We start from the raw sequence: 23,444 nt of genomic DNA, 5'->3' as shown, positions 1-23,444 counted from the left end.
ACGAGCCCCATCCGCACCCCGGGTGCGCCCCAGGCCCGTCCTCCGTGACGGGCCTGAGCGACACACCGCCCTTTCGGGTGAATCCCGGAACCCTTCGCTGACTCCACGCCCCGCCGGTGACCTGCGTCTCCGGCGGGGCGTCACGTTTCCCGCCCCGCACGGTCTTTGAACCCGGGGTGATCGCGCCGCTACTGTCTGGCGCGCGGTGCCCCGCTGTCGTACGCCCGACCCCGGGCGGCAGGGGCCGCACACAGTGAAAGGGAGTGCGGCTTCCCGTGGCGTTCCATCGCCGTTCCGCGCCGACCGGTCTCAACCGGTCCGTCCGGGTCACCGTTCTGTCCGCCGCCATGGCCACCGCGGCCGCCGCCCTGTCGGCGGCACCCGCGGACGCCCGGCCCGGCGAAGGGGCGGACGGCAACCGGGCTTCGGGGACGGTGAAGGCACAGGTCGACCGGCTCTACGAGGAAGCGGAGCGGGCCACCGAGAAGTTCAACGCCGCCGACGAGCGCACCGACGGCCTGCGCGAGCGGGTGGAGCGGGCCGCCGACCGGGTCGCGCGCGGCCAGGAGCGGGTCAACCGGCTGCGCACCGCCCTCGGCATGATCGCCACCGCGCAGTACCGCACCGGCGGCGCCATGGACCCGGCCATCGAACTGCTGCTGTCCTCCGACCCCGACGGCTATCTGGAGCGGGCCGCCACCCTCGACCGGGTCACCGGTCGGCAGGCCGACCAGCTGCGGACCCTCCAGGGCGCGCAGCGCGAACTGCGCCAGGAGCGGGCGGAGGCGGCCCGGATTCTCGCGGACCTCGAGGAGGGCCGCCGGGCCGTCGTCCGCCACAAGCAGGAGGTCGAGCGGAAGCTCGCCACGGCCCGCAGGCTGCTGAACTCGCTGCCCACCGCGGACCGGGAGGAATACGGCCGCGCGTCGCGGTCCGACCGCGGCGACGGGGTCCTCGCCGCCGCGCTGCCGAGCCTCGCCCCCACCTCCTCGCGGGGGGCCGCGGCCGCCATGGCCGCGCGCTCCGCCGTCGGCTCCCCGTACGCCTGGGGCGCCACCGGCCCGGGCGCCTTCGACTGCTCGGGGCTCATGATGTGGGCGTACGGGCGCGCGGGCGTGGGCCTGCCGCGCACCTCGCAGGCGCAGCGGAACGCCGGCCGGCACGTCTCGCTGTCGGAGGCCCAGCCCGGCGACCTGGTGATCTACCGGTCCGACGCCAGCCACGTGGGCATGTACGTGGGCAATGGGCAGGTCGTGCACGCCCCCTACCCCGGTGCCCGGGTCCGCTACGACCCGGCCAACATGATGCCGATTTCCTCCGTCACCCGGCCATGAGCGCGCCCTGAACACCTGTCGCACGCCCCGCGGCTCGTACGATGCGGGGCGTGACAGGGCGACAGCGGTGGGGCGGAAGACGCGTGGCGTGCGGCCTGGCAGTGGTCCTGTTCGGCGCCCAGGCCCTGACCGGCTGCGGGTCGATGGGCTCCTCGGCGGGCCCGGGGGCCGACGACAGGTCGGTGCAGCGCCTGCTGGACCGGTGGGCCGACGCGCTGCGCGGCCGTGACGAGGCCGGCTTCCTGGCCGCCGTGGACCCTCGGGCGACGGGCTACCGCGCCGCACGGCAGCAGGTGTTCGACCGGCTCAAGGACGTACCGCTGGCCGCCTACGGCTATCGGCTGGTGCGCAGGGGAGGGTTCGCCCCCGCTCCCGGCGACGGCCGCCGCGTCGCCGTCGAGGCCGAGCTGCGCTACCGGATCGCCGGCTACGACACCGCGCCCGTCACGGCCCCCGCGCGGCTGACGCTCGTCGAACGCGACGGCCGGTGGTACGTCGCCGCCCAGGACGACCGCGACGGCGGCCGGCAACTGTGGGAGCAGGGCACGGTGACGGTGGTGCGCGGCACGCACAGCCTCGTCCTCGGCGTCGGCCAGGACCGGGGGCGGCTGCGGGCCCTCGCGGACCTCGCCGACCGGGCGGTGCCCGCCGTGGGCGCGGCCTGGCGGGGGAAGTGGGCGGGGCGGGTGGTGGTCGAGATGCCGGCCTCGCTGGACACCATGGCCGCCCTGCTGGGGGCGCCCGCCTCCAGCTACCGGGGCATCGCGGCGGTCACGACGGGTGAGGTGGGTGGCGCGGGTGCCGCCCCGGCCGACCGGATCATCGTCAACCCCGAGGCGTACGGCGTGCTCGGCGACTTCGGCCGCCGTGTGGTGCTCACCCACGAGACCGCCCATGTCGCCACCCGCGCGCTGACCTCCCCGGCCACCCCGCTGTGGCTCTCCGAGGGCTTCGCCGACTGGGCCGCCTACCGCGACACCGACCGCACCCCGCCCCAGGCCGCCCCCGAGCTGGCCCGCGCCGTCTCCGGCGGTGAGCTGCCGCGGCGGCTGCCCGAGGACGGGGAGTTCGGCTTCGCGGGCGAGTCCGGGCGGCTGGCCCGCGCCTACGAGGAGGGCTGGCTGGCCTGCCGCATGATCGCCGACGAGTGGGGCGAGGAGAAGCTCGTCGCCTTCTACCGCGCCGTGGGCGGGCACAGCCGCCGGGCGGGCGCCGTCGAGGACGCCCTGCGCGATGTGCTCGGGGTGGGGCTCGGCGACTTCACCGCGCGCTGGCGCGCCTATCTGGAGGCCGCGCTCGGCTGACGCCTGCCGGCCGTCACTTGGCGACCAGCGCGGACGACCGTTCGGCGGGTGGTTCCGGCGTCCCGGTCGGGCCCGCCTCGGTCACCGTCTCCCGCCACAGCCGGGCACACGAGAGCAGGGTCGCCACCACCAGCAGCAGATTGCGCAGCGTCAGCGTCGTCACGCCCAGCTTGTCGCTGGCCACGACGTGCGAGAACCAGATGGGGAACTCGAGCTGGGTGAGCGGCGCCGCCAGCAGCACCAGGGCGACGGGCAGCCCCTGCCGGGTCGTCCGCATCGTCATGCACACCGCCGCCAGGCCGATCAGCCAGATCAGATACTGCGGGCTGATCACCCGGCTGGTGGTGGTGAACAGCAGCACGGCGGCGAAGGCCGCGTCGTAGGGCGTGCACGCCGTGAACCGCCGCGCCCGCACCCGCCACAGCAGCAGCCACCCGAAGGCCAGCACGCTCAGACCCAGCGCCAGCCGGCTCATGGTGCGGACGTACGGGCCGAGGAACTCCACCGAGCCGTAGTGCAGCCGCGCGTGGCCCTCCCACCCGAAGTGCCGCCCCAGATGGAAGACCAGCGACCCCAGCGACTCGATCTCCGTGCCACGGTCGCGCTGGAAGGTCAGGAACGCCAGCGCCCCCGGCATCGCCGCGGCGAACAGCAGCCCCAGCACGAGCCCCGTGACCAGCGCGGCGCTCCACGCGGAACGGAAGCGGGGGCCGCGCGGGGTACCGACCAGCAGCAGCACCGGCCAGACCTTCAGCAACGCCCCGAAACCGGCGAGCACCCCCGAGAGCCGGGCTCCGGCCGGGCGCGCGGCGGCCAGCAGCCCGGCGACGGCCACGGCGGTCACCATCACGTCGTAGCGGGCGTAGACGATGGGGCCCAGCAGCGGCACCCCGACCACCCAGACCCACACCCCCGCCCGGCTGCGCCGGCCGCCCCGCACGGTGAACAGCAGCATCGCGAAGACCAGCACGTCCGCCAGGAAGCACATCAGGAAGAACGCCGGGGCGTAGTCGAGGAACGGCAGCAGCCCGGGGGAGAGCACGGCCAGCGCCGCGGCCGGCGGGTACTGCCAGGTCACGTCGTCCAGCGGGAAGGTGCCGGTCCGCAGTACCTGGTACCAGCCGTGGTAGATCACCTCGATGTCGATCGCGACGTCCGATCCGGGCAGCACCCACACCCGGAACACACACAGCAGCAGAACGGCCCGGGTGACGGCCCACACCACGATCGAGAGCCGCAAGCCAGTGCCCGCCATGATTCACCTCGTCCATTCACGGTCCACGCACGGTTCACGATCCACGCACGTCCCTATACGCTCCGTCACTCCAAGGCATGATGGCCGGTCGAGGCGGCCCACGCGCGGTGACGTGGCGGGACGAAGGTCCAGATAGCCGCCCCGGGGGCACCCCGGCGGCGGCCGGGGGCGCACCCGGTACTGTCGGGCGCGATGTCACGGCCCCAGGCCTCCAGCCGAGCGACCCCCAGCGAGAAGACCCCCGTGCACAAGACCCTGATCGTCACCAATGACTTTCCGCCCCGGCCCGGCGGCATCCAGGCCTTCCTGCACAACATGGCGCTGCGCCTGGACCCGGCGGACGTCGTCGTCTATGCCTCGACGTGGAAGCGCGGCCGGGAAGGTGCCGAGGCCACCGCCCGTTTCGACGCCGAGCAGCCCTTCGAGGTCGTCCGCGACCGCACCACGATGCTGCTGCCCACTCCACGGGTCACGCGCCGCGCCACCGCGCTGCTGCGCGCACACGGCTGCACCTCCGTGTGGTTCGGTGCCGCCGCGCCGCTGGGGCTGATGGCCCCCGCGCTGCGCCGCGCCGGGGCCCGGCGGCTGGTCGCCACCACCCACGGGCACGAGGCGGGCTGGGCCCAGCTGCCCGCCTCCCGGCAACTGCTGCGCCGGATCGGCGAGGGCACGGACACGATCACCTATCTGGGGGAGTACACCCGCTCCCGGATCGCCGCCGCGCTGACGCCCGAGGCGGCCGCGCGGATGGTCCAACTGCCGCCCGGCGTGGACGAGAAGACCTTCCACCCGGCCTCCGGCGGCGATGAGGTCCGCGCCCGCCTCGGCCTCGCCGACCGCCCCGTCGTGGTGTGCGTCTCCCGCCTCGTCCCGCGCAAGGGCCAGGACACCCTGATCGAGGCCATGCCGCGGATCCTCGCGGCGGTCCCGGACACGGTGCTGCTGATAGTCGGCGGCGGGCCCTACGCGAAGGACCTGCGGGCGCTCGCCGAGCGCACCGGCGTCGCCCACGCCGTCCGCTTCACCGGGCCCGTCCCGTGGGAGGAGCTGCCCGCCCACTACGGCGCCGGCGACGTCTTCGCCATGCCCTGCCGCACCCGCCGCGGCGGCCTGGACGTCGAGGGGCTCGGCATCGTCTACCTGGAGGCGTCGGCGACGGGCCTCCCGGTGGTCGCGGGCGACTCCGGCGGCGCCCCCGACGCCGTCCTCGACGGCGAGACGGGATACGTGGTCCGGGGCGGCTCCGCCGAGGAGTCCGCCGACCGCGTCGTCACGCTGCTCGGGGACCCGGAGCTCCGCCGTCGCATGGGCGAGCGGGGCCGCGCGTGGGTGGAGGAGCGGTGGCGCTGGGATCTTCTGGCCGACCGCCTGAAGGAACTGCTGTAGAAAAAGGCCCTCGATCGCCGAATCCGAGCCCGCCCGGCGATTGAGGGCAATCTTTCAACGCGTACCGCTACGCGTGGTAAATCGCTTCGATCTCCCCCGCGAAGTCCTTCGCCACCACATTCCGCTTCAGCTTGAGCGACGGCGTGACATGCCCGGAATCCTCCGTGAACTGCGCGGGCAGGATGCGGAACTTGCGTACCGACTCCGCCTTGGAGACCGCCGCGTTGCCGTCGTCCACGGCCTTCTGCACATCGGCCAGCAGCTCGGCGTCGTCGGCCAGCTCCGAGGGCGTCGTGCCGGCCGGGCGGCCGTGCTCCGCCAGCCAGCGCGGCAGGAAGTCCTCGTCGAGGGTGATCAGCGCGCCCACGAACGGCCGGCCGTCGCCGACGACCATGCACTCGGCGATCAGGGCGTGCGAACGGATCCGGTCCTCGATCACCGCGGGCGCGACGTTCTTGCCGCCCGCCGTGACGATGATCTCCTTCTTCCGGCCGGTGATCGCGAGGTAGCCGTCCTCGTCGAGCGTGCCCAGGTCACCGGTGTGGAACCAGCCGTCGGAGAGGGCCTCCTTCGTGGCCTGTTCGTTGTTCCAGTAGCCCGTGAACAGGTGCTCGCCGTGCAGCAGGACCTCGCCGTCGTCGGCGATCCGGACCACCGAACCCGGCAGCGGCTGCCCGACCGAACCGATCTTCTGCCGGTCCCAGGGGTTGAAGGCGGTCGCGGCACACGTCTCGGTCAGGCCGTAGCCCTCCAGGACCGTGAAGCCGATGCCGCGGTAGAAGTGGCCGAGCCGCTCGCCCAGCGGCGCGCCGCCGGAGATCGCGTGGGTGGCCCGGCCGCCCAGCACCGCGCGCAGCTTGCCGTAGACCAGCTTGTCGAAGATCTTGTGCTTGATCCGGAGGCCGAACGACGGGCCCGCCGGGGTGTCCTGCGCGCGGCTGTAGGCGATCGCGGTGTCCGCGGCCCGGTCGAAGATCTTGCCCTTGCCGTCCGCCTGGGCCTTGGCCCGCGCGCCGTTGTAGACCTTCTCGAAGACCCGCGGCACGCCCAGCACCAGCGACGGCCGGAAGGACTGGAGGTCGTCCGTGAGATTGCGGATGTCGCTGACGAGGCCCAGCCGGATCGGGGCCATCACCGAGGCGATCTCGACCAGCCGCCCGAAGACGTGGGCGGCGGGCAGGAAGAGCAGCACGGACGAGTCGCCGGTGCGGAAGAGCGGCTTGAGCCGCTCGACCACGTTGCCGCACTCGGCGAAGAAGCTGCGGTGGGTCAGCACACAGCCCTTCGGGCGGCCGGTGGTGCCCGAGGTGTAGACGATGGTGGCGGGGGAGTCGGCGGTGGCGACGGCGCTGCGCTCGTCGACGGCCTCGTCGGTGAGCTCCTCGCCCGCCGCCCGCAGCCGGTCGAGCGCGCCGCGCTCGATCTGCCAGATGTTCGCGAGGCCGGGCAGCCGGTCCCGGACGGACTCCACGGCGGCCTCGTGCGCGGGGGACTCCACCAGGCAGGCCACGGCACCGGAGTCGCCGAGGATCCACTGGATCTGCTCCGGCGAGCTGGTCTCGTAGACGGGCACGGTGACGCCGCCCGCGCTCCAGATCGCGAAGTCCAGCAGCGCCCACTCGTAGCGGGTGCGGGACAGCAGGGCGACGCGGTCGCCGGGACGGATGCCGGAGGCCATCAGGCCCTTGGCGGCCGCACGGACCTCCGCCAGGAACTGGGTGGCGGTGACGTCCTGCCACCGGCCGTCGACCTTGCGCCCTATGACGGCGACGTCAGGATGCTGCGCGGCGTTGCGGCGGATCAGATCCGTCAGGTTTCCGTCCGCGGGGACCTCGTACAGGGCCGGAAGGCTGAACTCGCGCAAGACTGCTGCTCCTCGTCGGGCGCCGGCGCCGCCGCGTCTTCGAGGGGCGCTGCGTCGGCTGCGGTCCATGATCAGGCAAGGGGGGTATTGGACTGCCCGGACGTTACCCACCGGTACGGCTATTCGAATAGGGGTCGCGTCCAGATGTTCTATGCGTCACATGCCACGGGACTGCTGTCCGAACCCTAGCCCCTAGCTTTGGTAACCCGGAAGTAACCGCAGGTCGGGGCCCTTCCGAAGGCCGGGCCGCACACCCTAGGGTGATCCGCATGCGAGGTGGCTTCAGGATTCACGTGGTCAGCGATGTGCACGGCAACAGCGAGGCCCTCGCCCGGGCGGGCGACGGCGCCGACGCCCTGGTGTGCCTGGGGGACCTGGTCCTCTTCCTCGACTACGCCGACCACTCGCGCGGCATCTTCCCCGAGCTGTTCGGCGTCGAGAACGCCGACCGGATCGTCGAGCTGCGCACGGCCCGCCGCTTCGAGGAGGCCCGCGAGCTGGCCCGGCGGCTGTGGGACGGGATAGACCGTGACTCCGCCGTCGAGAAGGCCGTGCGCGGACAGTACGCCGAGCTCTTCGCCGCGTTCCCCACCCCCACCTACGCCACCTACGGCAACGTCGACATCCCCGGACTGTGGCCCGAGTACGCCCGGCCCGGCACGACGGTTCTCGACGGCGACCGGGCCGAGATCGGCGGCCGCGTCTTCGGCTTCGTCGGCGGCGGCCTCCGGTCACAGATGCGCACCCCCTACGAGATCGACGACGAGACCTACGCCGCGAAGCTCGCCGCGCTCGGCGAGGTCGACGTGCTCTGCTCGCACATCCCGCCCGATGTGCCCGAGCTCTGCTACGACACCGTCGCCCGCCGCTTCGAGCGCGGCAGCTCGGCGCTGCTGGAGACGATCAAGGCCACCCGGCCCAAGTACGCCCTCTTCGGACACGTCCACCAGCCGCTCGCGCAGCGCATGCGCATCGGCGACACCGAGTGCGTCAATGTCGGCCATTTCGCGTCGTCCGGTACTCCATGGGCACTGGAGTGGTGACCGGCCGCGCGATGTAGCCTTCACCGGCAGGCACACGAGGCACATGAGGCAGCGGGACCCCGGTACGGAGGAGCCACGGCGATGGCGGAACACACCAGCTCGAGCATCACGATCGAGGCGGCCCCGGCCGTGGTCATGTCGGTGATCGCCGACTTCGACCGCTACCCGGAGTGGACCGGCGAGGTCAAGCAGGCCGAGGTCCTCGCCAAGGACGAGCAGGGCCGTGCCGAGCAGGTGCGCCTGGTCCTCGACGCGGGTGCCATCAAGGACGACCACACGCTCGCCTACAGCTGGTCCGGCGATACCGCCCCGAACGGGGAAAGCACAGTGAGCTGGTCGCTGGTGAAGTCCCAGATGCTGCGTCAGCTCGACGGCTCCTACAGCCTGGCCCCCGTGGCGGGCGGCGCGCACACCGAGGTGACGTACCAGCTCACGGTCGACGTCAAGATCCCGATGCTCGGGATGATCAAGCGCAAGGCGGAGAAGGTCATCATCGACCGCGCCCTCCAGGGCCTCAAGGAGCGCGTCGAGAGCGGCGCGACGTCCTGACCCGCCCCGGCCCGGCGGGGCGGGCGGCGTCGGGACGTCCGGCCGCCGCCGCGCCGGCCGCGTAGAACCATGCACCTCATTGCCGGAGGCTCCCCCTTGCGTACGGTCCTCGTCACCGGTCCCGGCGGCGCGGGCCGCACCACCACCGCGGCGGCCACGGCGCTCGCCGCCGCCCGCCAGGGGCGGCGCGTGCTGCTGCTCACCTCCGACCGCGGCCCCGCGCCCGAGGCGGTCCTCGGCGTCGCGCTGCCCGCACCGCCCGTCGGGGACGAGAGCCCCGCGCCCTGGGCGCCGCCCGTCGAGGTCGCGCCCGGCCTCCGGGCGGCCCGGATCGCCGTCGGCGAGCACTTCCGCGACCGGGCCCGGGAACTCCAAGGCCGTGGCGCCTCCCTCTTCGACCTGCTCGGCGCCACCCCGCTCGATGCCGAGGAGCTCACCGAACTCCCCGGCGCGGAACCCCTCGCGATCCTCACCGCGCTGCGCGCCGCCCACACCGGTGACGCCCCCTGGGACCTGCTCGTCGTCGACATGCCGCCCGCGCCCGAGACCATACGGCTGCTCGCGCTGCCCGAGCAGCTGCGCCGCTATCTGCGCCGACTGCTGCCCCCCGAGCGACAGGCCGCCCGCGCGCTGCGCCCGATGCTCGCGCAGCTGGCCGGGGTGCCCATGCCCGCACAGCGCCTGTACGAGACCGCCGAGCGCTGGGAGGCCGAGCTGGCCGCCGTGCAGCGGGTGATCGAGGCGAGGAGCACGACCGTGCGCCTCGTCGTCGAACCCGGGCCGGTCGCCGCCGAGACCGTGCGCGTCGCCCGCGCCGGGCTCGCCCTCCAGAGCTGCCGGATCGACACCCTCGTCATCAACAGACTGTTCCCCGAGACACCCGAGGCTCCGGGGGACGCCGCCGGCTCCTGGCTCGCCGGGCTCGTCGACGAGCAGCGGACCGCGCTGAAGGCGCTGCGCGAGGAGTTCCTCGTCGACGCCGTCACCGTCTGCGAGCTGCCGCACCTCGGCCGTGGCCCGCGGGGCGCCGGGGACCTCGCCGAGCTGGCCGGCCGCGCCCGGTCGACCGTCGTCGGCGGGACCGGGATCGTCGAGGGCGACGGCCTCACCGACGAACTCGACGGCTGGACCGGGCCGGACCCGGACGGTCCGGGCGGTGCCGAGGAGCCCGACGCCTGGTCTGTGGAGGACCGCATCGCCACCGACGGCGTCCTCGTCTGGCGGCTGCCGCTGCCCGGCGCCGACCGGAAGGGACTCGACCTGGTCCGCCGGGGCGATGAGCTGATCGTCGGCGTCGGACCGTTCCGCCGCGTCCTGCCCCTGCCGTCCGCGCTGCGCCGCTGCACCGTCTCCGGCGCCGCGCTGCGCGACGGCGCCCTCTGCGTACGGTTCACCCCCGACCCCGGCCTCTGGCCGCGGAGCAGCTGAACGGCACTACGCCGTTCGGGTAACGTCGAAGGAAAATCCAGCCGCAGGAGTCCGCCATGAGCGAAGCCACCGAGCGCCCCGACATCGACGGGGCGGCCGACCACGACGCCTGGGAGCGGGCCTGCGCCGAGGACCTCGCCGCAGAGAAGGCCCGCCGCCGGGCGGAGTACGGGCAGGGCCCGGCCACCGGCACCGCCGCCGAGGAGCTGCGCAAGCTCGTCGACGCCGTCGCCGACAAGGTCGCGGGGCTCCAGCTGCCGCTCGCCGGGGCGGCCGCGCAGGGCGCCGTGCAGCAACTGATCACCCAGGCCAAGGCGGTGGTGGAACCCGTCATCGAGCGCAACCCCGACGTCTTCGACCACCTGGCCTCCGCGGGCTCCGAGCTGCTCGCCGCCTACCGCGCCGCCGTGCAGGGACAGGAGGGCCGCTGGACCCGGGGCGAGCGTCCGGCGTCCGCGCCCGCCGACCGGCCCGGCGCCGCCTCCGACAGCCCGCCCGGCAAAGGCGACGAAGCGACCGGTGGGACCGAGCGCATCGACCTGGACTGACCTGGCCCTCCGGTACGGTGGGCCGTGGCGGGGTTCGAGCGAATAACTGAGGGATACATGGGACTCACCATCGGCGTCGACATCGGCGGCACGAAGATCGCGGCCGGCGTGGTCGACGAAGAGGGCAAGATCCTCGCGACCTGCAAGGTGCCCACCCCCCCGACGCCCGAAGCGGTCGTCGACGCCATCGCGGACGCGGTGCGCACGGTCGGCGTCGGCCACGACGTCGAGGCGGTCGGCATCGGTGCCGCGGGTTACGTGGACGACAAGCGGGCCACCGTCCTCTTCGCCCCGAACATCAACTGGCGTCACGAGGCCCTCAAGGACAAGGTCGAGCAGCGCGTCGGCCTCCCGGTCGTCGTCGAGAACGACGCCAACGCCGCCGCCTGGGGCGAATACCGCTTCGGCGCCGGCCAGGGCCACGACGACGTCATCTGCATCACCCTGGGCACCGGCCTCGGCGGCGGCATCATCATCGGCAACAAGCTGCGCCGCGGCCGCTTCGGTGTGGCGGCCGAATTCGGCCATATCCGGGTCGTGCCCGACGGCCTGCTGTGCGGTTGCGGCAGCCAGGGCTGCTGGGAGCAGTACGCCTCCGGGCGCGCGCTCGTCCGCTACGCCAGGCAGCGCGCCAACGCCACTCCGGAGAACGCCGCGATCCTGCTGGGTCTCGGTGACGGCACGGTCGAGGGCATCGAGGGCAAGCACATCAGCGCCGCCGCCCGGCAGGGCGACCCGGTCGCCATCGACTCCTTCCGCGAGCTGGCCCGCTGGGCGGGCGCGGGCCTGGCCGACCTGGCCTCGCTCTTCGACCCCTCCGCGTTCATCGTCGGCGGCGGTGTCTCGGACGAGGGCGACCTCGTCCTCGACCCCATCCGCAAGTCCTTCAAGCGCTGGCTGATCGGCGGCCAGTGGCGCCCGCACGCGCAGGTGCTCGCGGCGCAGCTGGGCGGCAAGGCGGGACTCGTCGGCGCAGCCGACCTGGCCCGTCAGGGCTGACGACACTGCCCGGTCAGGGCTGACAACACTGCCCGAGAGGGCTGATCACACCTTGTAGCACCGTTGGAGCAACAGGAGAGTGGCGATGCTCGCGGACCTGCCCCCGTCGCGTACCGAAGGCGACGGCTCGGCCGTCGTCCGCGTGCTCAGCTACAACATCCGCTCCATGCGTGACGACACGGGGGCGCTGGCCCGGGTCATCCGGGCCTGCGCCCCCGATGTCGTCTGCGTCCAGGAAGCACCGCGCTTCTTCCGCTGGCGCAAGGCGGCCGCCCGCCTCGCCCGCACCTCCGAGCTGGTCTACGTCACCGGCGGGGCCACCGCCTCCGGCCCGATGATCCTGTCCTCGCTGCGCGCCACCGTGGAGCGCACGGAGGACGTCCTGCTGCCCCGCACCCCCGGACTGCACCAGCGCGGCTTCGCCACCGCCGTGCTCCGCTTCGGCCGGGCCCGGCTCGGGGTCCTCAGCTGCCATCTGAGCATGAAGGACGGCGAGCGCTACGGCCAGGGCAAGCTGCTCCTCGACCGGCTCGCCTCGCTCGGCGTCCCGCACGCCGTCGCCGCGGGCGACCTCAACGACCGGCCCGACGGGCGTACGTTCGGTCTCCTCGCGGACGCCCTCCAGGACGGCTGGGCCACCAAGCCGTGGGGCCGCGAGCACACCACCCGGCTCGGCGACCCCCTCCAGCGCATCGACGCGGTCTTCGCGACCGAGGGCGTCGAGGTGCTCGGCTGCGGCGTCCCGATGGGGCTGCCGGGGATCGCGGAGCGGGATCTGCGGGCCGCCACGGATCACCTGCCGGTGTTGGCGGCTGTCCGGGTGCCGGCGGTGTAGCCGGGGCTCCGCCCCGGGCCTGGCTTGCCCTGCCGCCTGCGGGCCGTCCTTGCCGCCTGCGGCGGCGGGCGCCCTGCGGGCGCGTCCTCAGACGCCGGACGGGCTCGAAAAACGAGCCCGTCCGGCGTCTGAGAACAGCGAAGTCCTACACGACCGCGCCGCGCCCCGGGTCGTCGTCCTCGTCGTCGCCGTCCTTCATACGCAGCACCAGCGTGGCGAAACCGCCGAGGAAGCCGCCGACGCCGAGCGTGGTCATCCACCACGTCAACTCCTGGCGCAGCAGCACCATGATCAGCAGCAGCAACGGTCCGCCGAGCACGGCGATCCAGGCGAAGCGGGCGGTGACGTCGCCGGTCGGGAGGGGCGGCGGCTCCGGCGGGACGAAGTGCCCCTCGTCCGCGTCGTCACTGCCGTCCTTGCCGCCCTCGGCCCCGGGCTCGGTCCAGTCGCGGGGGCCGACACCGGGGGCGTAGACGATGAAGCTGCCCGGCCGGTCCGGCTGCCCCGGGGCGGCCGTGGCGGTCCTGGTGGTCCCGTCCCGGTCGTCACCGGAGGTGTCCGGCCCGTCGGAGGCCCCGGAATCCTCGGCCCCGTCCGGAGCGCCGGGGTCCTCGGCCCGCTCGCGGTCGTCGAGCTCGTCCGTGACATCACCGGAGGCGGGCCAGCGGCCCTTGGCCGGGTCGGGCTGCTCGCCGTACGCGGCGACGAGCTCCGCCCAGGCCGCGTCCTCGTCCAGCGGGTCGCGGCTCTCGTCGCGGCCGGCGTCGCGCTCAGCCACGGGTGGCCGTCCCCTCCTTGCCGGCGTCCGCGTCGGCACCGGCGCTGAGCCGGTTGATGAACGCGTACGTGTCCTTGAAGATCAGCTCGGCGTCGTGGTCCAGGGTCGCCACATGGCGGCTGCGCTCCAGCAGCCGCTCGGTGATGTCCCGGGAGGAGACACGGGCCAGGATGCGCGCCGAGTCGACGGCGGGGACGACCCGGTCGTCGGGGCTGTGCAGAAGCAGCAACGGCTGGGTGACCTGCGGAAGTTCGGAGTCGACCAGGCGGAAGAAGCGGCGCAGCGAGTGCGCGGCGTGCAGCGGCACCCGGTCGTAGCCGACCTCGGCCGCGCCCGGCTTCGCGATGTCGCTGACGATGCCCTTGGTGGTGCGCATCAAATGACGTGCCACGGGCAGCGCCTTGGCGGCGAGGCCGTGCACCTTGTTGCCCGGGTTCACCACGACGACGCCGCGGACCACGTCACCGTGCAGGGCCGCGAGCCGCAGCGCGAGCGCCCCGCCCATCGACAGGCCGCACACGAAGATCTCCGAGCAGTGCTCACGCAGCGACCGCAGCTCGCGGTCCACCTCCGCGTACCAGTCCTGCCACCCGGTGAGCTGCATGTCCTGCCAGCGGGTGCCGTGGCCCGGCAACAGCGGAAGCGACACCGTCAGGCCGCGTTCCGCGAGATAATCGGCCCAGGGCCGTACGGACTGCGGGGAACCGGTGAAGCCGTGACACACAAGGACGCCGACCTCTCCGCCGACGTGGCGGAACGGCTCGGCGCCGGGGAGGAGCGGCACCGGGATCTCCGATCGATGGAACGGGAAAAAGGGGTCTGGCCCTCAGCGTACGCGGAGCGCCGCACGGCGGGTAGGCAGGTTAAGGTCTCCTCGTCACTACAGGAGGTTCTGGGTTGTTCTACGGCGCTATGAAGCTGTCCATCGGCGGGTCGCTGAAGCTTGCCTTCCGGCCGTGGGTGGAGGGTCTGGAGAACATCCCGGCCGAGGGGCCCGCGATCCTGGCGAGCAACCACCTGTCCTTCTCGGACTCCTTCTTCCTTCCCGCGGTGCTCGACCGGAAGGTCACCTTCATCGCGAAGCAGGAATACTTCACCTCCCCGGGGGTCAAGGGGAAGCTGACGGCCGCCTTCTTCAAGGGCGTCGGCCAGCTCCCCGTCGACCGTTCGGGCGGCCGCGGCGCGGGCGAGGCCGCGATCAAGAGCGGCATCGAGGTGCTGGAGCGCGGTGAGCTGTTCGGTATCTACCCGGAGGGCACCCGCTCCCCGGACGGCCGTCTCTACCGTGGCAAGCCCGGCGGGCTCGCCCGGGTGGCGCTGCTGTCCGGTGCGCCCGTGATCCCCGTCGCGATGATCGACACGGAGAAGGTGCAGCCGCCCGGGAAGGTGCTGCCCAAGATGATCCGCCCGGGCATCCGGATCGGTGAGCCGCTCGACTTCAGCCGCTACCACGGCATGGACGGCGACCGCTTCATCCTGCGCTCGGTGACCGATGAGGTCATGTACAAGATCATGGAGCTGTCCGGCCAGGAGTACGTCGACATCTACGCGACGGCGGCCAAGCGGCAGATCGCGGAAGAGGCCAAGCGGAAGGCCGAGGAGGAGAAGGCCGCTAAGGCGGCCGGACTCGACAAGGCCGACCAGCAGCCCGAGGCCTGAGCGCCCGGCGGGGGGTCGGGCCGATGACTCAGGGGACACACGTGCCACCGGGCATATCGCGCGCACCGGGCGGCAAGCGCCCGCGCGCCGTGCGGATGTCCGTGGAGCTGCCGCTGTGGCGCGCGCTGACCGGCTACCGGATCATCACCCTCGGCTACGCCCTCGCCCTCTTCTTCCTCAACTACCGGGAGTACGCGCACCCGCTCGGCGCCGCCCTCTACATGGGCGCGCTCACCGTATGGATGCTGCTGACCTGGAACCGGGTCACGGCACCCGAGCGCTGCACCAAGCGGTTCCTGGCCGCCGATCTCACCATCGCGCTGGCCGGCATCCTGCTCACCTCCGTCATCGACTCCCCCGAGCGCATCGCGAGCGGCGCGGCCACCCTGCCGTCCATCTGGGCGGGCGGCGCCGTGCTGGGCTGTGCCATCAAGGGCGGCTGGCGCTGGGCGGCCGTCGGCTCGACCCTCGTGGCCGTCGCCAACCTCGTCGAGCGCGGCGGCGCCGCCCGCGACACGATCCACAACGTGCTGCTCGTGTGGGTCTCCAGCATCGCCATCGGCTACATCGTCGAGGTGGCCCGCGCCAGTGAGCGCACGCTCGCCCGCGCCCTGACGATCGAGGCGGCGACCCGCGAGCGCGAGCGGCTGGCCCGCGACATCCACGACGGCGTCCTGCAGGTCCTGGCCATGGTGCAGCGCCGGGGCGCCGCGATCGGCGGCGAGGCCGCCGAGCTGGGCCGGATGGCGGGCGAGCAGGAGATCGCGCTGCGCACCCTTGTCGCCGGCGGCCTGCTGCCCCCGCAGCGCTCGGCCGCCCAGCTCGCAGACGACGCCCAGCTGGTACGGACGGTCATCCCCGCCCCGGCCGCCGCCGCGCCGACGGGCCCCTGCGACCTCGCGGCGCTCCTCGCCCCGTACGCCGGGGCCACCGTCTCCTTCGCCGGGCCCGGTACGCCCGTCCTGCTGGAGGCGGCCGCCGCGGCGGAACTGACGGCGGCCGTCGGCGCCGCGCTGGACAATGTGGCCAAGCACGCCGGTGACGGCGCGCGGGCCTGGATCCTGCTGGAGGACGAGCCCGGCGAGGTGATCGTCACCGTGCGGGACGACGGCCCGGGCATCGCCGAGGGCCGGCTGGCGGACGCCGAGCGGGAGGGGCGGATGGGTGTCGCGCTGTCGATCCGCGGCCGGCTGCGGGACCTGGGCGGCAGCGCGGAGCTGGTGTCGGTGCCGGGACAGGGCACCGAAGTCGAACTGAGAGTTCCGCGCGCGGGCGCGTGAGCGGAACCGCAAGGGAAGGCACCGGGCGCGACGAGCCCGGTGCGGGTGACGAACGATGAGTGAAGTCCGATGAGTGAAGAGCAGGCCGTACGGGTCATGGTGGTCGACGACCACCCCATGTGGCGGGACGCGGTCGCCCGCGACCTGGCCGCCGCCGGGTTCGACGTCGTGGCCACCGCGGGGGACGGCCCGCAGGCGGTCCGGCGCGCCCAGGCCGTGGTCCCCGACGTCCTTGTCCTGGACCTCAATCTGCCCGGTCTGCCCGGCGTGGCCGTCTGCAAGGAACTGGTCGGGGAGAACCCCGCGCTGCGCGTCCTGGTGCTCTCCGCCAGCGGCGAGCACCAGGACGTCCTGGAGGCGGTGAAGTCCGGGGCGACCGGCTATCTGCTGAAGTCGGCCAGCACGGACGAGCTGGTGGACGCCGTGCGCCGGACCGCCGTCGGCGACCCCGTCTTCACCCCCGGCCTCGCCGGACTGGTGCTCGGCGAGTACCGCCGGCTCGCCTCCGACCCGGCCCCCGCCGCCCCCGACGAGCCGAAGGCCCCCCGGCTCACCGACCGGGAGACCGAGGTGCTGCGCCTCGTCGCCAAGGGCCTCTCCTACAAACAGATCGCCGAGCGGCTGGTTATTTCCCACCGCACGGTGCAGAACCATGTTCAGAACACCTTGGGCAAGCTCCAGTTGCACAACCGCGTGGAGCTGGTGCGCTACGCGATAGAGCGAGGTCTCGACGACGCCTGACCCTTCGCGGCCGGGCGTACCCGGCTGAAGGGAAGGTGTCATGCGGGTCGGAGTACTGACCGGTGGCGGTGACTGCCCCGGGCTCAACGCGGTCATCCGCGCCGTCGTCCGCAAGGGCGTCCAGCGTTACGACTACGAATTCCTCGGCTACAAGGACGGCTGGCGCGGGCCGCTCCGGGGCGCGACGACGCGCCTCGACATCCCGGCCGTGCGCGGCATCCTGCCGCGCGGCGGCACCGTGCTCGGATCGTCGCGGACCAATCCCTTCAACGAAGCGGACGGCGTCCGCCGGATCAAGGACAACCTCGCCAAGGACGGGGTGGACGCCCTGATCGCCATCGGCGGTGAGGACACCCTCGGCGTCGCCGCCCGGCTCTGCGCCGAGTACGGCATCCGGTGCGTCGGCGTCCCCAAGACCATCGACAACGACCTCTCCGCCACGGACTACACCTTCGGCTTCGACACCGCCGTCAACATCGCCACCGAGGCCATCGACCGGCTGCACACCACCGCCGAATCGCACATGCGCGTCCTCGTCGTGGAGGTCATGGGCCGCCACGCGGGCTGGATCGCCCTGCACTCCGGCATGGCCGGCGGCGCCAACGTCATCCTCGTCCCCGAATACCGCTTCGACCTCGACGAGGTGTGCGGCTGGGTCACCTCCCGCTTCCGCGCCAGCTACGCCCCGATCGTCGTCGTCGCGGAGGGCGCCATGCCGAAGGACGGCGACCTCGTCCTCAAGAACGCCGCCGCGCAGGACGCCTTCGGCCACGCCCGCCTCTCCGGGGTGGGGGAGTGGCTGGCCGCCGAGATCGAGCGCCGCACCGGCAAGGAGGCGCGCACGATAGTGCTGGGCCACGTCCAGCGCGGCGGCACCCCGAGCGCCTTCGACCGGTGGCTGGCGACCCGGTTCGGGCTGCACGCGATCTCCGCGGTGCGGGACGGCGACTTCGGGACGATGGTGGCGCTGCGGGGCACGGACATCGTGCGGGTGCCTCTCGGCGAGGCGACGGCCCGGTTGAAGACGGTGCCGGCTGACCGGTACGAGGAAGCGAAGCTTCTGTTCGGATGAGATCCCGGCTACCGCCGGGAGCCGAAAGATTGTCCTCGATCGCCGGACGGGCTCCAAGGACCTGCCCGGCGATCGAGGACAACGGGTGGGCGAGTCCTTCAGACCAGCACCGACGCCAGCAGGTCCGCCACGATCGTCGCGCCGTTCAGGGTCAGCACGGACTCCGGGTGGAACTGCACCCCCGCGAAGCCGGTGCCGCGCAGCGCGTGCACCTCGCCGGAGGCGTCCCGGCTGACCTCCACCCGGTGCATCGCCAGCTCTTCCCGGGCCGTGTCCGTGCAGCGCGCCGTGAACGTGTTGTAGAAGCCGACCGTCTCCGGGCGCCCGAAGAAGTCGATCCGCTGCTGCGCGCCCTGGGCCGGGTCCGTCTTGCGGACGATGTCCATGCCCAGCTCCGCCGCGATCAGCTCATGGCCCAGGCACACCCCCAGCACCCCGTGCCGGTGCTCCCGCAGCAGGTCCGCCGCCAGGGTGCGCAGCAGCCGCATCTTGGGGTCGGCCGCGTCCGAGGGGTCGCCGGGGCCCGGCCCCAGCACCACGGGCCCCTCGTGGCGCAGCGCCGCGTCCCGCAGGCCCGGCTCGTCGTAGCGGCGCACGCTGACGGTCAGCCCCGAGGTGCGCAGCAGATGCGCCAGCATCGCCGTGAAGGTGTCCTCGCCGTCGACGACGAGCGCGTGCCCCGACAGTTTCGCCGTCGACGACGTGGTCTGCATGCGCAGCCAGAACGGCGCCAGGTCCGCGCGCCGGGCGTCGAGCGCGGCGCGTACCCGGGGGTCGTCACCGAGCGGGGCCCGGGGCCCCGCGGGCGCGGAGCCCCGCGTGTCGCGGACACCGAGCGCCGCGAGCACGCCGGCGGCCTTGGCGTGCGTCTCGGCGACCTCGCCGGCCGGGTCGGAGTGACGCACGAGCGTGGCGCCGACCGCGACCCGCAGCCGGCCGCGCCGGTCGATGTCGGCGGTCCGGATGAGGATCGGGGAGTCGAGGGTCTGCGCGCCCGCCGCGTCCCGGCCGATGAGGGCGAGCGCCCCCGCGTAGTAGCCGCGCCCCGCCGGTTCGTACCGCCCGATGACCCGGCAGGCGTTCTGCACCGGCGAGCCGGTCACGGTCGCCGCGAACATCGTCTCCCGCAGCACGTCCCGCACGTCCAGCGAGGAGCGCCCGCGCAGCTCGTACTCGGTGTGCGCGAGATGGGACATCTCCTTGAGCCGGGGGCCGACCACCACGCCCCCCATGTCGCCGACCGTGCACATCATCTTCAGCTCCTCGTCCACCACCATGGACAGCTCCTCCACCTCCTTGCGGTCGTGCAGGAAGGCCAGCAGTCCCTCGGGCGTGGGGCCCTCGGCGGGGTAGCGGTAGGTGCCGCTGATCGGGTTCATCACGACCGTTCCGCCCGACATCCGGACGTGCACCTCGGGGCTCGCCCCCACCAGCGTCCGGTCGCCCGTGTGCACGACGTACGTCCAGTACGCGCCGCGCTCGCCGGCCAGCAGCCGCCGGAAGAGGGCCAGCGCGTCGGCCGCCCCGAAGCCGTGGATCTCGCCCTCGAAGGTCCGCCGGATGACGAAATTGGCCCCTTCGCCCGTTCCGATCTCGTCCTCGATGACCCGTTCGACGATCCGCGCGTACTCCTCGTCGCTCACGTCGAAGGCCCCGCCGTCGACCCGCACCTCGTGCGCGGGCAGCGCGGCGAGGACCTCGGCGAGCGGCAGCTCGTACGACTCCTCGGGCCGCAGCACCAGCAGCGGGGTCCCGTCGTCGGTGACCTCGAAGCCGCGCTCGCGGATCTGCCGGAACGGCACGAGCGCGAGCGCGTCGTGCGCGGGGCCGCCCCCGGCGGGGGCACCGGACGGCAGGGGAATGTCGGTGAGGCGCCCGGCCTCGCCCACCGGGCCGAGCAGCAGCTCGACGCGGTCGGCTCCCGCACCCGGGCGGCCGGGGGTGCGGCGGCGCAGCAGGGCGAAGGGCGGGCAGGCGGGGTCGGTCAGCCGTGCGAGGAGAGCGGAGGTGTCGGGCATCTGAGGAGTTCCTTCCGGTGAGCGGAGGGAACGGCCCGTGGAACACGGAAGGCCGCCCCTCGGGGCGGCCTTCGCGGTGAGTGTGCTGCTACGCGCGATCAGTGGGCCGCCTGAGAGCGGTCCACCACCAGTTCTGGGTCATCGGCGCGAACATGCTGTGCACCCTACCGGAAGCCCGACATCCGAGTAGGGACCGTCTCAGATGTCGGTCCCGGCCGATGGACAGATGCATCGACCCCGTAATGTTGGAGTGTGACCGTGAACGCTGAACTCCACGCCGGTGGCAACACCTGGCGCTCCCTGCCCGCGGCGCAGCAGCCCGACTGGCCGGATCAAGAGGCTCTGCGCGATGTGATCGCCGAGCTCGAGTCCTATCCGCCGCTCGTCTTCGCGGGCGAGTGCGACCAGCTGCGTCACCGTCTGGGAGCCGTCGCCCGTGGTGAGGCGTTCCTGCTCCAGGGCGGCGACTGCGCCGAGGCCTTCGACGCCGTCGGCGCCGACCAGATCCGCAACAAGCTGAAGACGCTCCTGCAGATGGGCGCGGTGCTGACCTACGCCGGGTCGGTGCCCGTCGTGAAGGTGGGCCGCATCGCCGGCCAGTACAGCAAGCCCCGTTCGAAGCCGACCGAGACCCGCGACGGCGTGACCCTGCCGACCTACCGCGGCGACTCCGTCAACGGCTTCGCCTTCACCCCGGAAGCCCGTACGCCGGACCCGCAGCGGCTGAAGCGGATGTACAACGCCTCCGCCTCCACCCTGAACCTGGTCCGCGCCTTCACCACCGGCGGCTACGCGGACCTGCGCCAGGTGCACGCCTGGAACCAGGACTTCGTGAAGTCGTCCCCCTCCGGGCAGCGCTACGAGGCGCTCGCCCGCGAGATCGACCGCGCGATGAACTTCATGAACGCCTGCGGGGTGGACCCGGAGGAGTTCAAGACGGTCGAGTTCTTCTCGTCGCACGAGGCGCTCGTCCTCGACTACGAGTCGGCGCTGACCCGTGTCGACTCGCGCACCGGCGATCTGTACGACGTCTCGGGCCACATGGTGTGGATCGGTGAGCGCACCCGGCAGCTCGACGGCGCGCACATCGAGTTCGCGTCGAAGATCCGCAACCCGATCGGTGTGAAGCTCGGCCCGACGACGACGCCCGAGGACGCGCTGACGCTCATCGAGCGGCTCGACCCCGAGCGCGAGCCGGGCCGGCTCACCTTCATCACCCGTATGGGTGCCGACAAGATCCGGGACAAGCTCCCGACGCTGGTCGAGAAGGTCACGGCGTCCGGTGCGCAGGTCGTCTGGATCAGCGACCCGATGCACGGCAACACCTTCGAGGCGGCCTCGGGCCACAAGACCCGCCGCTTCGACGACGTGCTCGACGAGGTCAAGGGCTTCTTCGAGGTCCACAAGGGCCTCGGCACCCACCCGGGCGGCATCCACGTCGAGCTGACCGGCGACGACGTCACGGAGTGCGTGGGCGGCGGCGACGAGATCTTCGTCGACGATCTGCACCAGCGCTACGAGACGGCGTGCGACCCGCGCCTCAACCGCAGCCAGTCCCTGGACCTGGCGTTCCTGGTCGCGGAAATGTACCGGGACCAGTAAGAACCGGTGGGCCGGGAGAAAAACCCGGCGGAACGAACAGTGGGGCGCGGATCGAAGTGATCCGCGCCCCACTGCGTTGTTAATCCCCGACCGGGCCGGGTAAGGTAAGGGTAACCTTATTGATCAACCCGGTGAGGCGGTGAACCGCGTGTACGTCTGCTCATGCTTCGGGATCACCGAGCAGCAGGTGCGCGAGCACGCGGACCGCGGGGCGTGCACCCCCCGCCAGATAGCCTCCGTGAGCAAGGCCGGCACCGACTGCGGCAGCTGCGTCCGCCGCATCCAGGGCATCCTGGGGCGTGGCGCGTGCCCCCGCCGGGAGCTCGCCGATCAGGGCGACCCGGAGGCGCTCGGCGCCGGGCTGACCGCGATACCCGAGGCGCAGGCGGCCTGACTCAGCTGTCCGGCTGCTCGATCAGCTGCGCGAGGTACAGCGGCTCGCCGAGCTTCTCGACCAGGTCCAGCTGGGTGTCGAGATAGTCGATGTGGCTCTCCTCGTCCTCGAGGATCGACTCGAAGATGTTCGCCGAGGTGATGTCGCCCTTGGCCCGCATGACCTCCACACCGCGCTTGAGACGGTCGATGGCCTCGACCTCCACCTGCCGGTCGGCCTGGAACATCTCCGTCACCGTCTGCCCGATCCGGACATGGAAGAGCCGCTGGTAGTTCGGCAGCCCGTCCAGGAACAGGATCCGGTCGGTCAGGATCTCCGCGTGCTTCATCTCGTCGAACGACTCGGCCCGGGTGTGCTTCGCGAGCTTGGGCCAGCCGAAGTTCTCCTGCATCTTCGCGTGCAGGAAGTACTGGTTGATGGCCGTCAGCTCGGCAGTCAGCTGCTCATTGAGAAATTCGATGACCTCGGGGTCGCCCTGCATTGCAGAGGCTCCTTCCAAGAGGATGACTGGCAGGTAGGCCGCATCCTCGCACCGCCCCTCGAAACCGTCCAGTAAGTGCACACTTAGTGGGAGTTGCCCCAATAGCGGAACCCCTGGTCATCACCACACCGGAAGGTCTGACACCATGGACCCATGGGTCAGTCGGAAAGCCGCAAGGGGGAACATCTTCAGCTGCCTCCGGGGCAGCGTCTCCAGCGCGGCTGGCCGGTGACGCACTACGGACCGGTGCCGAAGTTCAAGGCCGACCGCTGGGAGTTCCGCGTCTTCGGCTCGACCGCCGACGGTGACAAGCACTGCTGGAACCATGAGGACTTCTCCGCCCTGCCGTATTCGACGGTCGTCGCGGATCTGCACTGCGTCACGAAGTACAGCATGCTCGGCGCCGAATGGGGTGGTGTTTCGGCCCGGACCATCCTCGAACTCGCACCGCCCGCACCCGAGGTCACGCATGTGATGGTGTGGGCCGAGTACGGTTTCAGCTCAAATCTCCGGCTTGCCGATTTCACTGCCGAGCAGACCATTTTCGCCACCCACAAGGACGGCGAACCGCTCACCGCCGAGCACGGCTTCCCGGTCCGGCTCGTCGTACCGCACCTGTATGCCTGGAAGGGCCCGAAATGGGTGCGAGGCGTCGAATACATGACCGCCGACCGCCGGGGTTTCTGGGAAGAGCGCGGTTATCACAACGTCGGCGACCCCTGGCGCGAGCAGCGCTACTCCTACCAGGAGGAACCCGGCGACGGCCCGGAGCTGTGACGTTTTCCAGCCCGTCCGGTGTTTGAGGACACCGCCGCGCAGCGGTGGTGCGGACGACACGGCCCGCGGTGTCCCGCGAGCATGTTCCACCGGACGC

At 72.4% G+C, this 23,444-nt stretch carries 22 protein-coding genes; 16 read left to right on the top strand and 6 right to left on the bottom strand.

Going from position 1 to position 23,444, the window contains the following annotated elements:
* Positions 1-275 precede the first annotated feature (275 nt).
* Together ACZ53N_RS13665 and ACZ53N_RS13660 are read left to right on the top strand one after the other, a co-directional pair.
* Positions 276-1,334 carry an NlpC/P60 family protein gene (locus ACZ53N_RS13665; protein WP_469141040.1) on the top strand — a complete coding sequence of 353 codons (1,059 nt, stop codon included), beginning with the start codon at positions 276-278 and terminating at the stop codon, positions 1,332-1,334.
* Positions 1,335-1,375: 41 nt separating this feature from the next.
* Positions 1,376-2,638 carry a hypothetical protein gene (locus ACZ53N_RS13660; protein ID WP_469141039.1) on the top strand — a complete coding sequence of 421 codons (1,263 nt, stop codon included), beginning with the start codon at positions 1,376-1,378 and terminating at the stop codon, positions 2,636-2,638.
* Between the two features lie 13 nt (positions 2,639-2,651).
* Here the strand turns inward: ACZ53N_RS13660 and ACZ53N_RS13655 are convergent, their stop codons facing one another.
* Positions 2,652-3,893, bottom strand: coding sequence for a glycosyltransferase 87 family protein (locus tag ACZ53N_RS13655; RefSeq protein ID WP_469141038.1), 1,242 nt, complete (start codon positions 3,891-3,893; stop codon positions 2,652-2,654).
* Positions 3,894-4,136: 243 nt separating this feature from the next.
* Here ACZ53N_RS13655 and ACZ53N_RS13650 point away from each other — a divergent pair, with 243 nt between their 5' ends.
* Positions 4,137-5,279 carry a glycosyltransferase family 4 protein gene (locus ACZ53N_RS13650; RefSeq protein WP_469141037.1) on the top strand — a complete coding sequence of 381 codons (1,143 nt, stop codon included), beginning with the start codon at positions 4,137-4,139 and terminating at the stop codon, positions 5,277-5,279.
* A 67-nt stretch (positions 5,280-5,346) separates the two neighbouring features.
* Here the strand turns inward: ACZ53N_RS13650 and ACZ53N_RS13645 are convergent, their stop codons facing one another.
* Positions 5,347-7,143, bottom strand: coding sequence for an AMP-dependent synthetase/ligase (locus ACZ53N_RS13645; protein ID WP_469141036.1), 1,797 nt, complete (start codon positions 7,141-7,143; stop codon positions 5,347-5,349).
* A 269-nt stretch (positions 7,144-7,412) separates the two neighbouring features.
* Between ACZ53N_RS13645 and ACZ53N_RS13640 the strand changes: the two genes are divergently transcribed.
* The 6 genes from ACZ53N_RS13640 to ACZ53N_RS13615 all read left to right on the top strand — a co-directional run bounded on the left by ACZ53N_RS13640 (position 7,413) and on the right by ACZ53N_RS13615 (position 12,545).
* Entirely contained in the window at positions 7,413-8,186 is a 774-nt protein-coding gene (locus ACZ53N_RS13640) for a metallophosphoesterase family protein (protein WP_469141035.1), read from the top strand.
* A gap of 81 nt (positions 8,187-8,267) precedes the next feature.
* Positions 8,268-8,735, top strand: coding sequence for an SRPBCC family protein (locus ACZ53N_RS13635; RefSeq protein ID WP_469141034.1), 468 nt, complete (start codon positions 8,268-8,270; stop codon positions 8,733-8,735).
* 96 nt (positions 8,736-8,831) lie between these two features.
* A complete protein-coding gene (locus ACZ53N_RS13630; RefSeq protein WP_469141100.1) occupies positions 8,832-10,163 on the top strand; it encodes an ArsA family ATPase in 1,332 nt (443 codons plus the stop codon).
* Between the two features lie 56 nt (positions 10,164-10,219).
* Positions 10,220-10,711: a DUF5304 domain-containing protein gene (locus ACZ53N_RS13625; RefSeq protein ID WP_469141033.1), complete on the top strand. Its 492-nt coding sequence runs from the start codon at positions 10,220-10,222 to the stop codon at positions 10,709-10,711.
* Positions 10,712-10,768: 57 nt separating this feature from the next.
* A complete protein-coding gene (locus ACZ53N_RS13620; RefSeq protein ID WP_469141032.1) occupies positions 10,769-11,710 on the top strand; it encodes an ROK family glucokinase in 942 nt (313 codons plus the stop codon).
* A gap of 85 nt (positions 11,711-11,795) precedes the next feature.
* Complete coding sequence (locus tag ACZ53N_RS13615; RefSeq protein WP_469141031.1) at positions 11,796-12,545, top strand: endonuclease/exonuclease/phosphatase family protein; 750 nt, start codon at positions 11,796-11,798, stop codon at positions 12,543-12,545.
* A gap of 145 nt (positions 12,546-12,690) precedes the next feature.
* Here ACZ53N_RS13615 and ACZ53N_RS13610 read toward each other — a convergent pair whose 3' ends face one another.
* Both ACZ53N_RS13610 and ACZ53N_RS13605 read right to left on the bottom strand, forming a co-directional pair.
* Positions 12,691-13,323, bottom strand: coding sequence for a hypothetical protein (locus ACZ53N_RS13610; protein ID WP_469141030.1), 633 nt, complete (start codon positions 13,321-13,323; stop codon positions 12,691-12,693).
* Entirely contained in the window at positions 13,316-14,107 is a 792-nt protein-coding gene (locus tag ACZ53N_RS13605; protein WP_469141029.1) for an alpha/beta hydrolase, read from the bottom strand. Before ACZ53N_RS13605 ends, ACZ53N_RS13610 begins: the two co-directional genes overlap by 8 nt.
* Before the next feature lie 128 nt (positions 14,108-14,235).
* Between ACZ53N_RS13605 and ACZ53N_RS13600 the strand changes: the two genes are divergently transcribed.
* The 4 genes from ACZ53N_RS13600 to ACZ53N_RS13585 all read left to right on the top strand — a co-directional run bounded on the left by ACZ53N_RS13600 (position 14,236) and on the right by ACZ53N_RS13585 (position 18,075).
* Entirely contained in the window at positions 14,236-14,982 is a 747-nt protein-coding gene (locus ACZ53N_RS13600) for a lysophospholipid acyltransferase family protein (RefSeq protein ID WP_469141099.1), read from the top strand.
* A 95-nt stretch (positions 14,983-15,077) separates the two neighbouring features.
* A complete protein-coding gene (macS, locus tag ACZ53N_RS13595; RefSeq protein ID WP_469141098.1) occupies positions 15,078-16,262 on the top strand; it encodes a MacS family sensor histidine kinase in 1,185 nt (394 codons plus the stop codon).
* Between the two features lie 69 nt (positions 16,263-16,331).
* Entirely contained in the window at positions 16,332-17,003 is a 672-nt protein-coding gene (locus tag ACZ53N_RS13590; RefSeq protein ID WP_469141028.1) for a response regulator, read from the top strand.
* A 40-nt stretch (positions 17,004-17,043) separates the two neighbouring features.
* Positions 17,044-18,075 (top strand): 6-phosphofructokinase, encoded by a 1,032-nt coding sequence (locus ACZ53N_RS13585; RefSeq protein WP_469141027.1) that lies wholly within the window; start codon positions 17,044-17,046, stop codon positions 18,073-18,075.
* A 98-nt stretch (positions 18,076-18,173) separates the two neighbouring features.
* Here ACZ53N_RS13585 and ACZ53N_RS13580 read toward each other — a convergent pair whose 3' ends face one another.
* The gene (locus ACZ53N_RS13580; protein ID WP_469141026.1) at positions 18,174-20,093 is read right to left on the bottom strand and encodes an anthranilate synthase family protein; all 1,920 of its coding nucleotides are present in this window, start codon (positions 20,091-20,093) and stop codon (positions 18,174-18,176) included.
* Between the two features lie 252 nt (positions 20,094-20,345).
* Between ACZ53N_RS13580 and ACZ53N_RS13575 the strand changes: the two genes are divergently transcribed.
* Both ACZ53N_RS13575 and ACZ53N_RS13570 read left to right on the top strand, forming a co-directional pair.
* The gene (locus ACZ53N_RS13575; protein WP_184730512.1) at positions 20,346-21,695 is read left to right on the top strand and encodes a class II 3-deoxy-7-phosphoheptulonate synthase; all 1,350 of its coding nucleotides are present in this window, start codon (positions 20,346-20,348) and stop codon (positions 21,693-21,695) included.
* A gap of 139 nt (positions 21,696-21,834) precedes the next feature.
* Positions 21,835-22,089 (top strand): (2Fe-2S)-binding protein, encoded by a 255-nt coding sequence (locus ACZ53N_RS13570; RefSeq protein WP_469141025.1) that lies wholly within the window; start codon positions 21,835-21,837, stop codon positions 22,087-22,089.
* Position 22,090: 1 nt separating this feature from the next.
* On the opposite strand, the gene bfr is transcribed toward ACZ53N_RS13570, so the two are convergent.
* Positions 22,091-22,570 carry a bacterioferritin gene (gene bfr, locus ACZ53N_RS13565; protein WP_130877354.1) on the bottom strand — a complete coding sequence of 160 codons (480 nt, stop codon included), beginning with the start codon at positions 22,568-22,570 and terminating at the stop codon, positions 22,091-22,093.
* Between the two features lie 153 nt (positions 22,571-22,723).
* On the opposite strand from bfr, the gene ACZ53N_RS13560 reads away from it, so the two are divergent.
* The gene (locus tag ACZ53N_RS13560) at positions 22,724-23,347 is read left to right on the top strand and encodes a sulfite oxidase-like oxidoreductase (RefSeq protein ID WP_356450984.1); all 624 of its coding nucleotides are present in this window, start codon (positions 22,724-22,726) and stop codon (positions 23,345-23,347) included.
* Positions 23,348-23,444: the final 97 nt, after the last annotated feature.

Source organism: Streptomyces sp. NPDC033229 (genome assembly GCF_055576875.1).
Note: the sequence above shows the minus strand (reverse complement) of the source record. Positions and strands in the feature narration are given on the sequence as shown.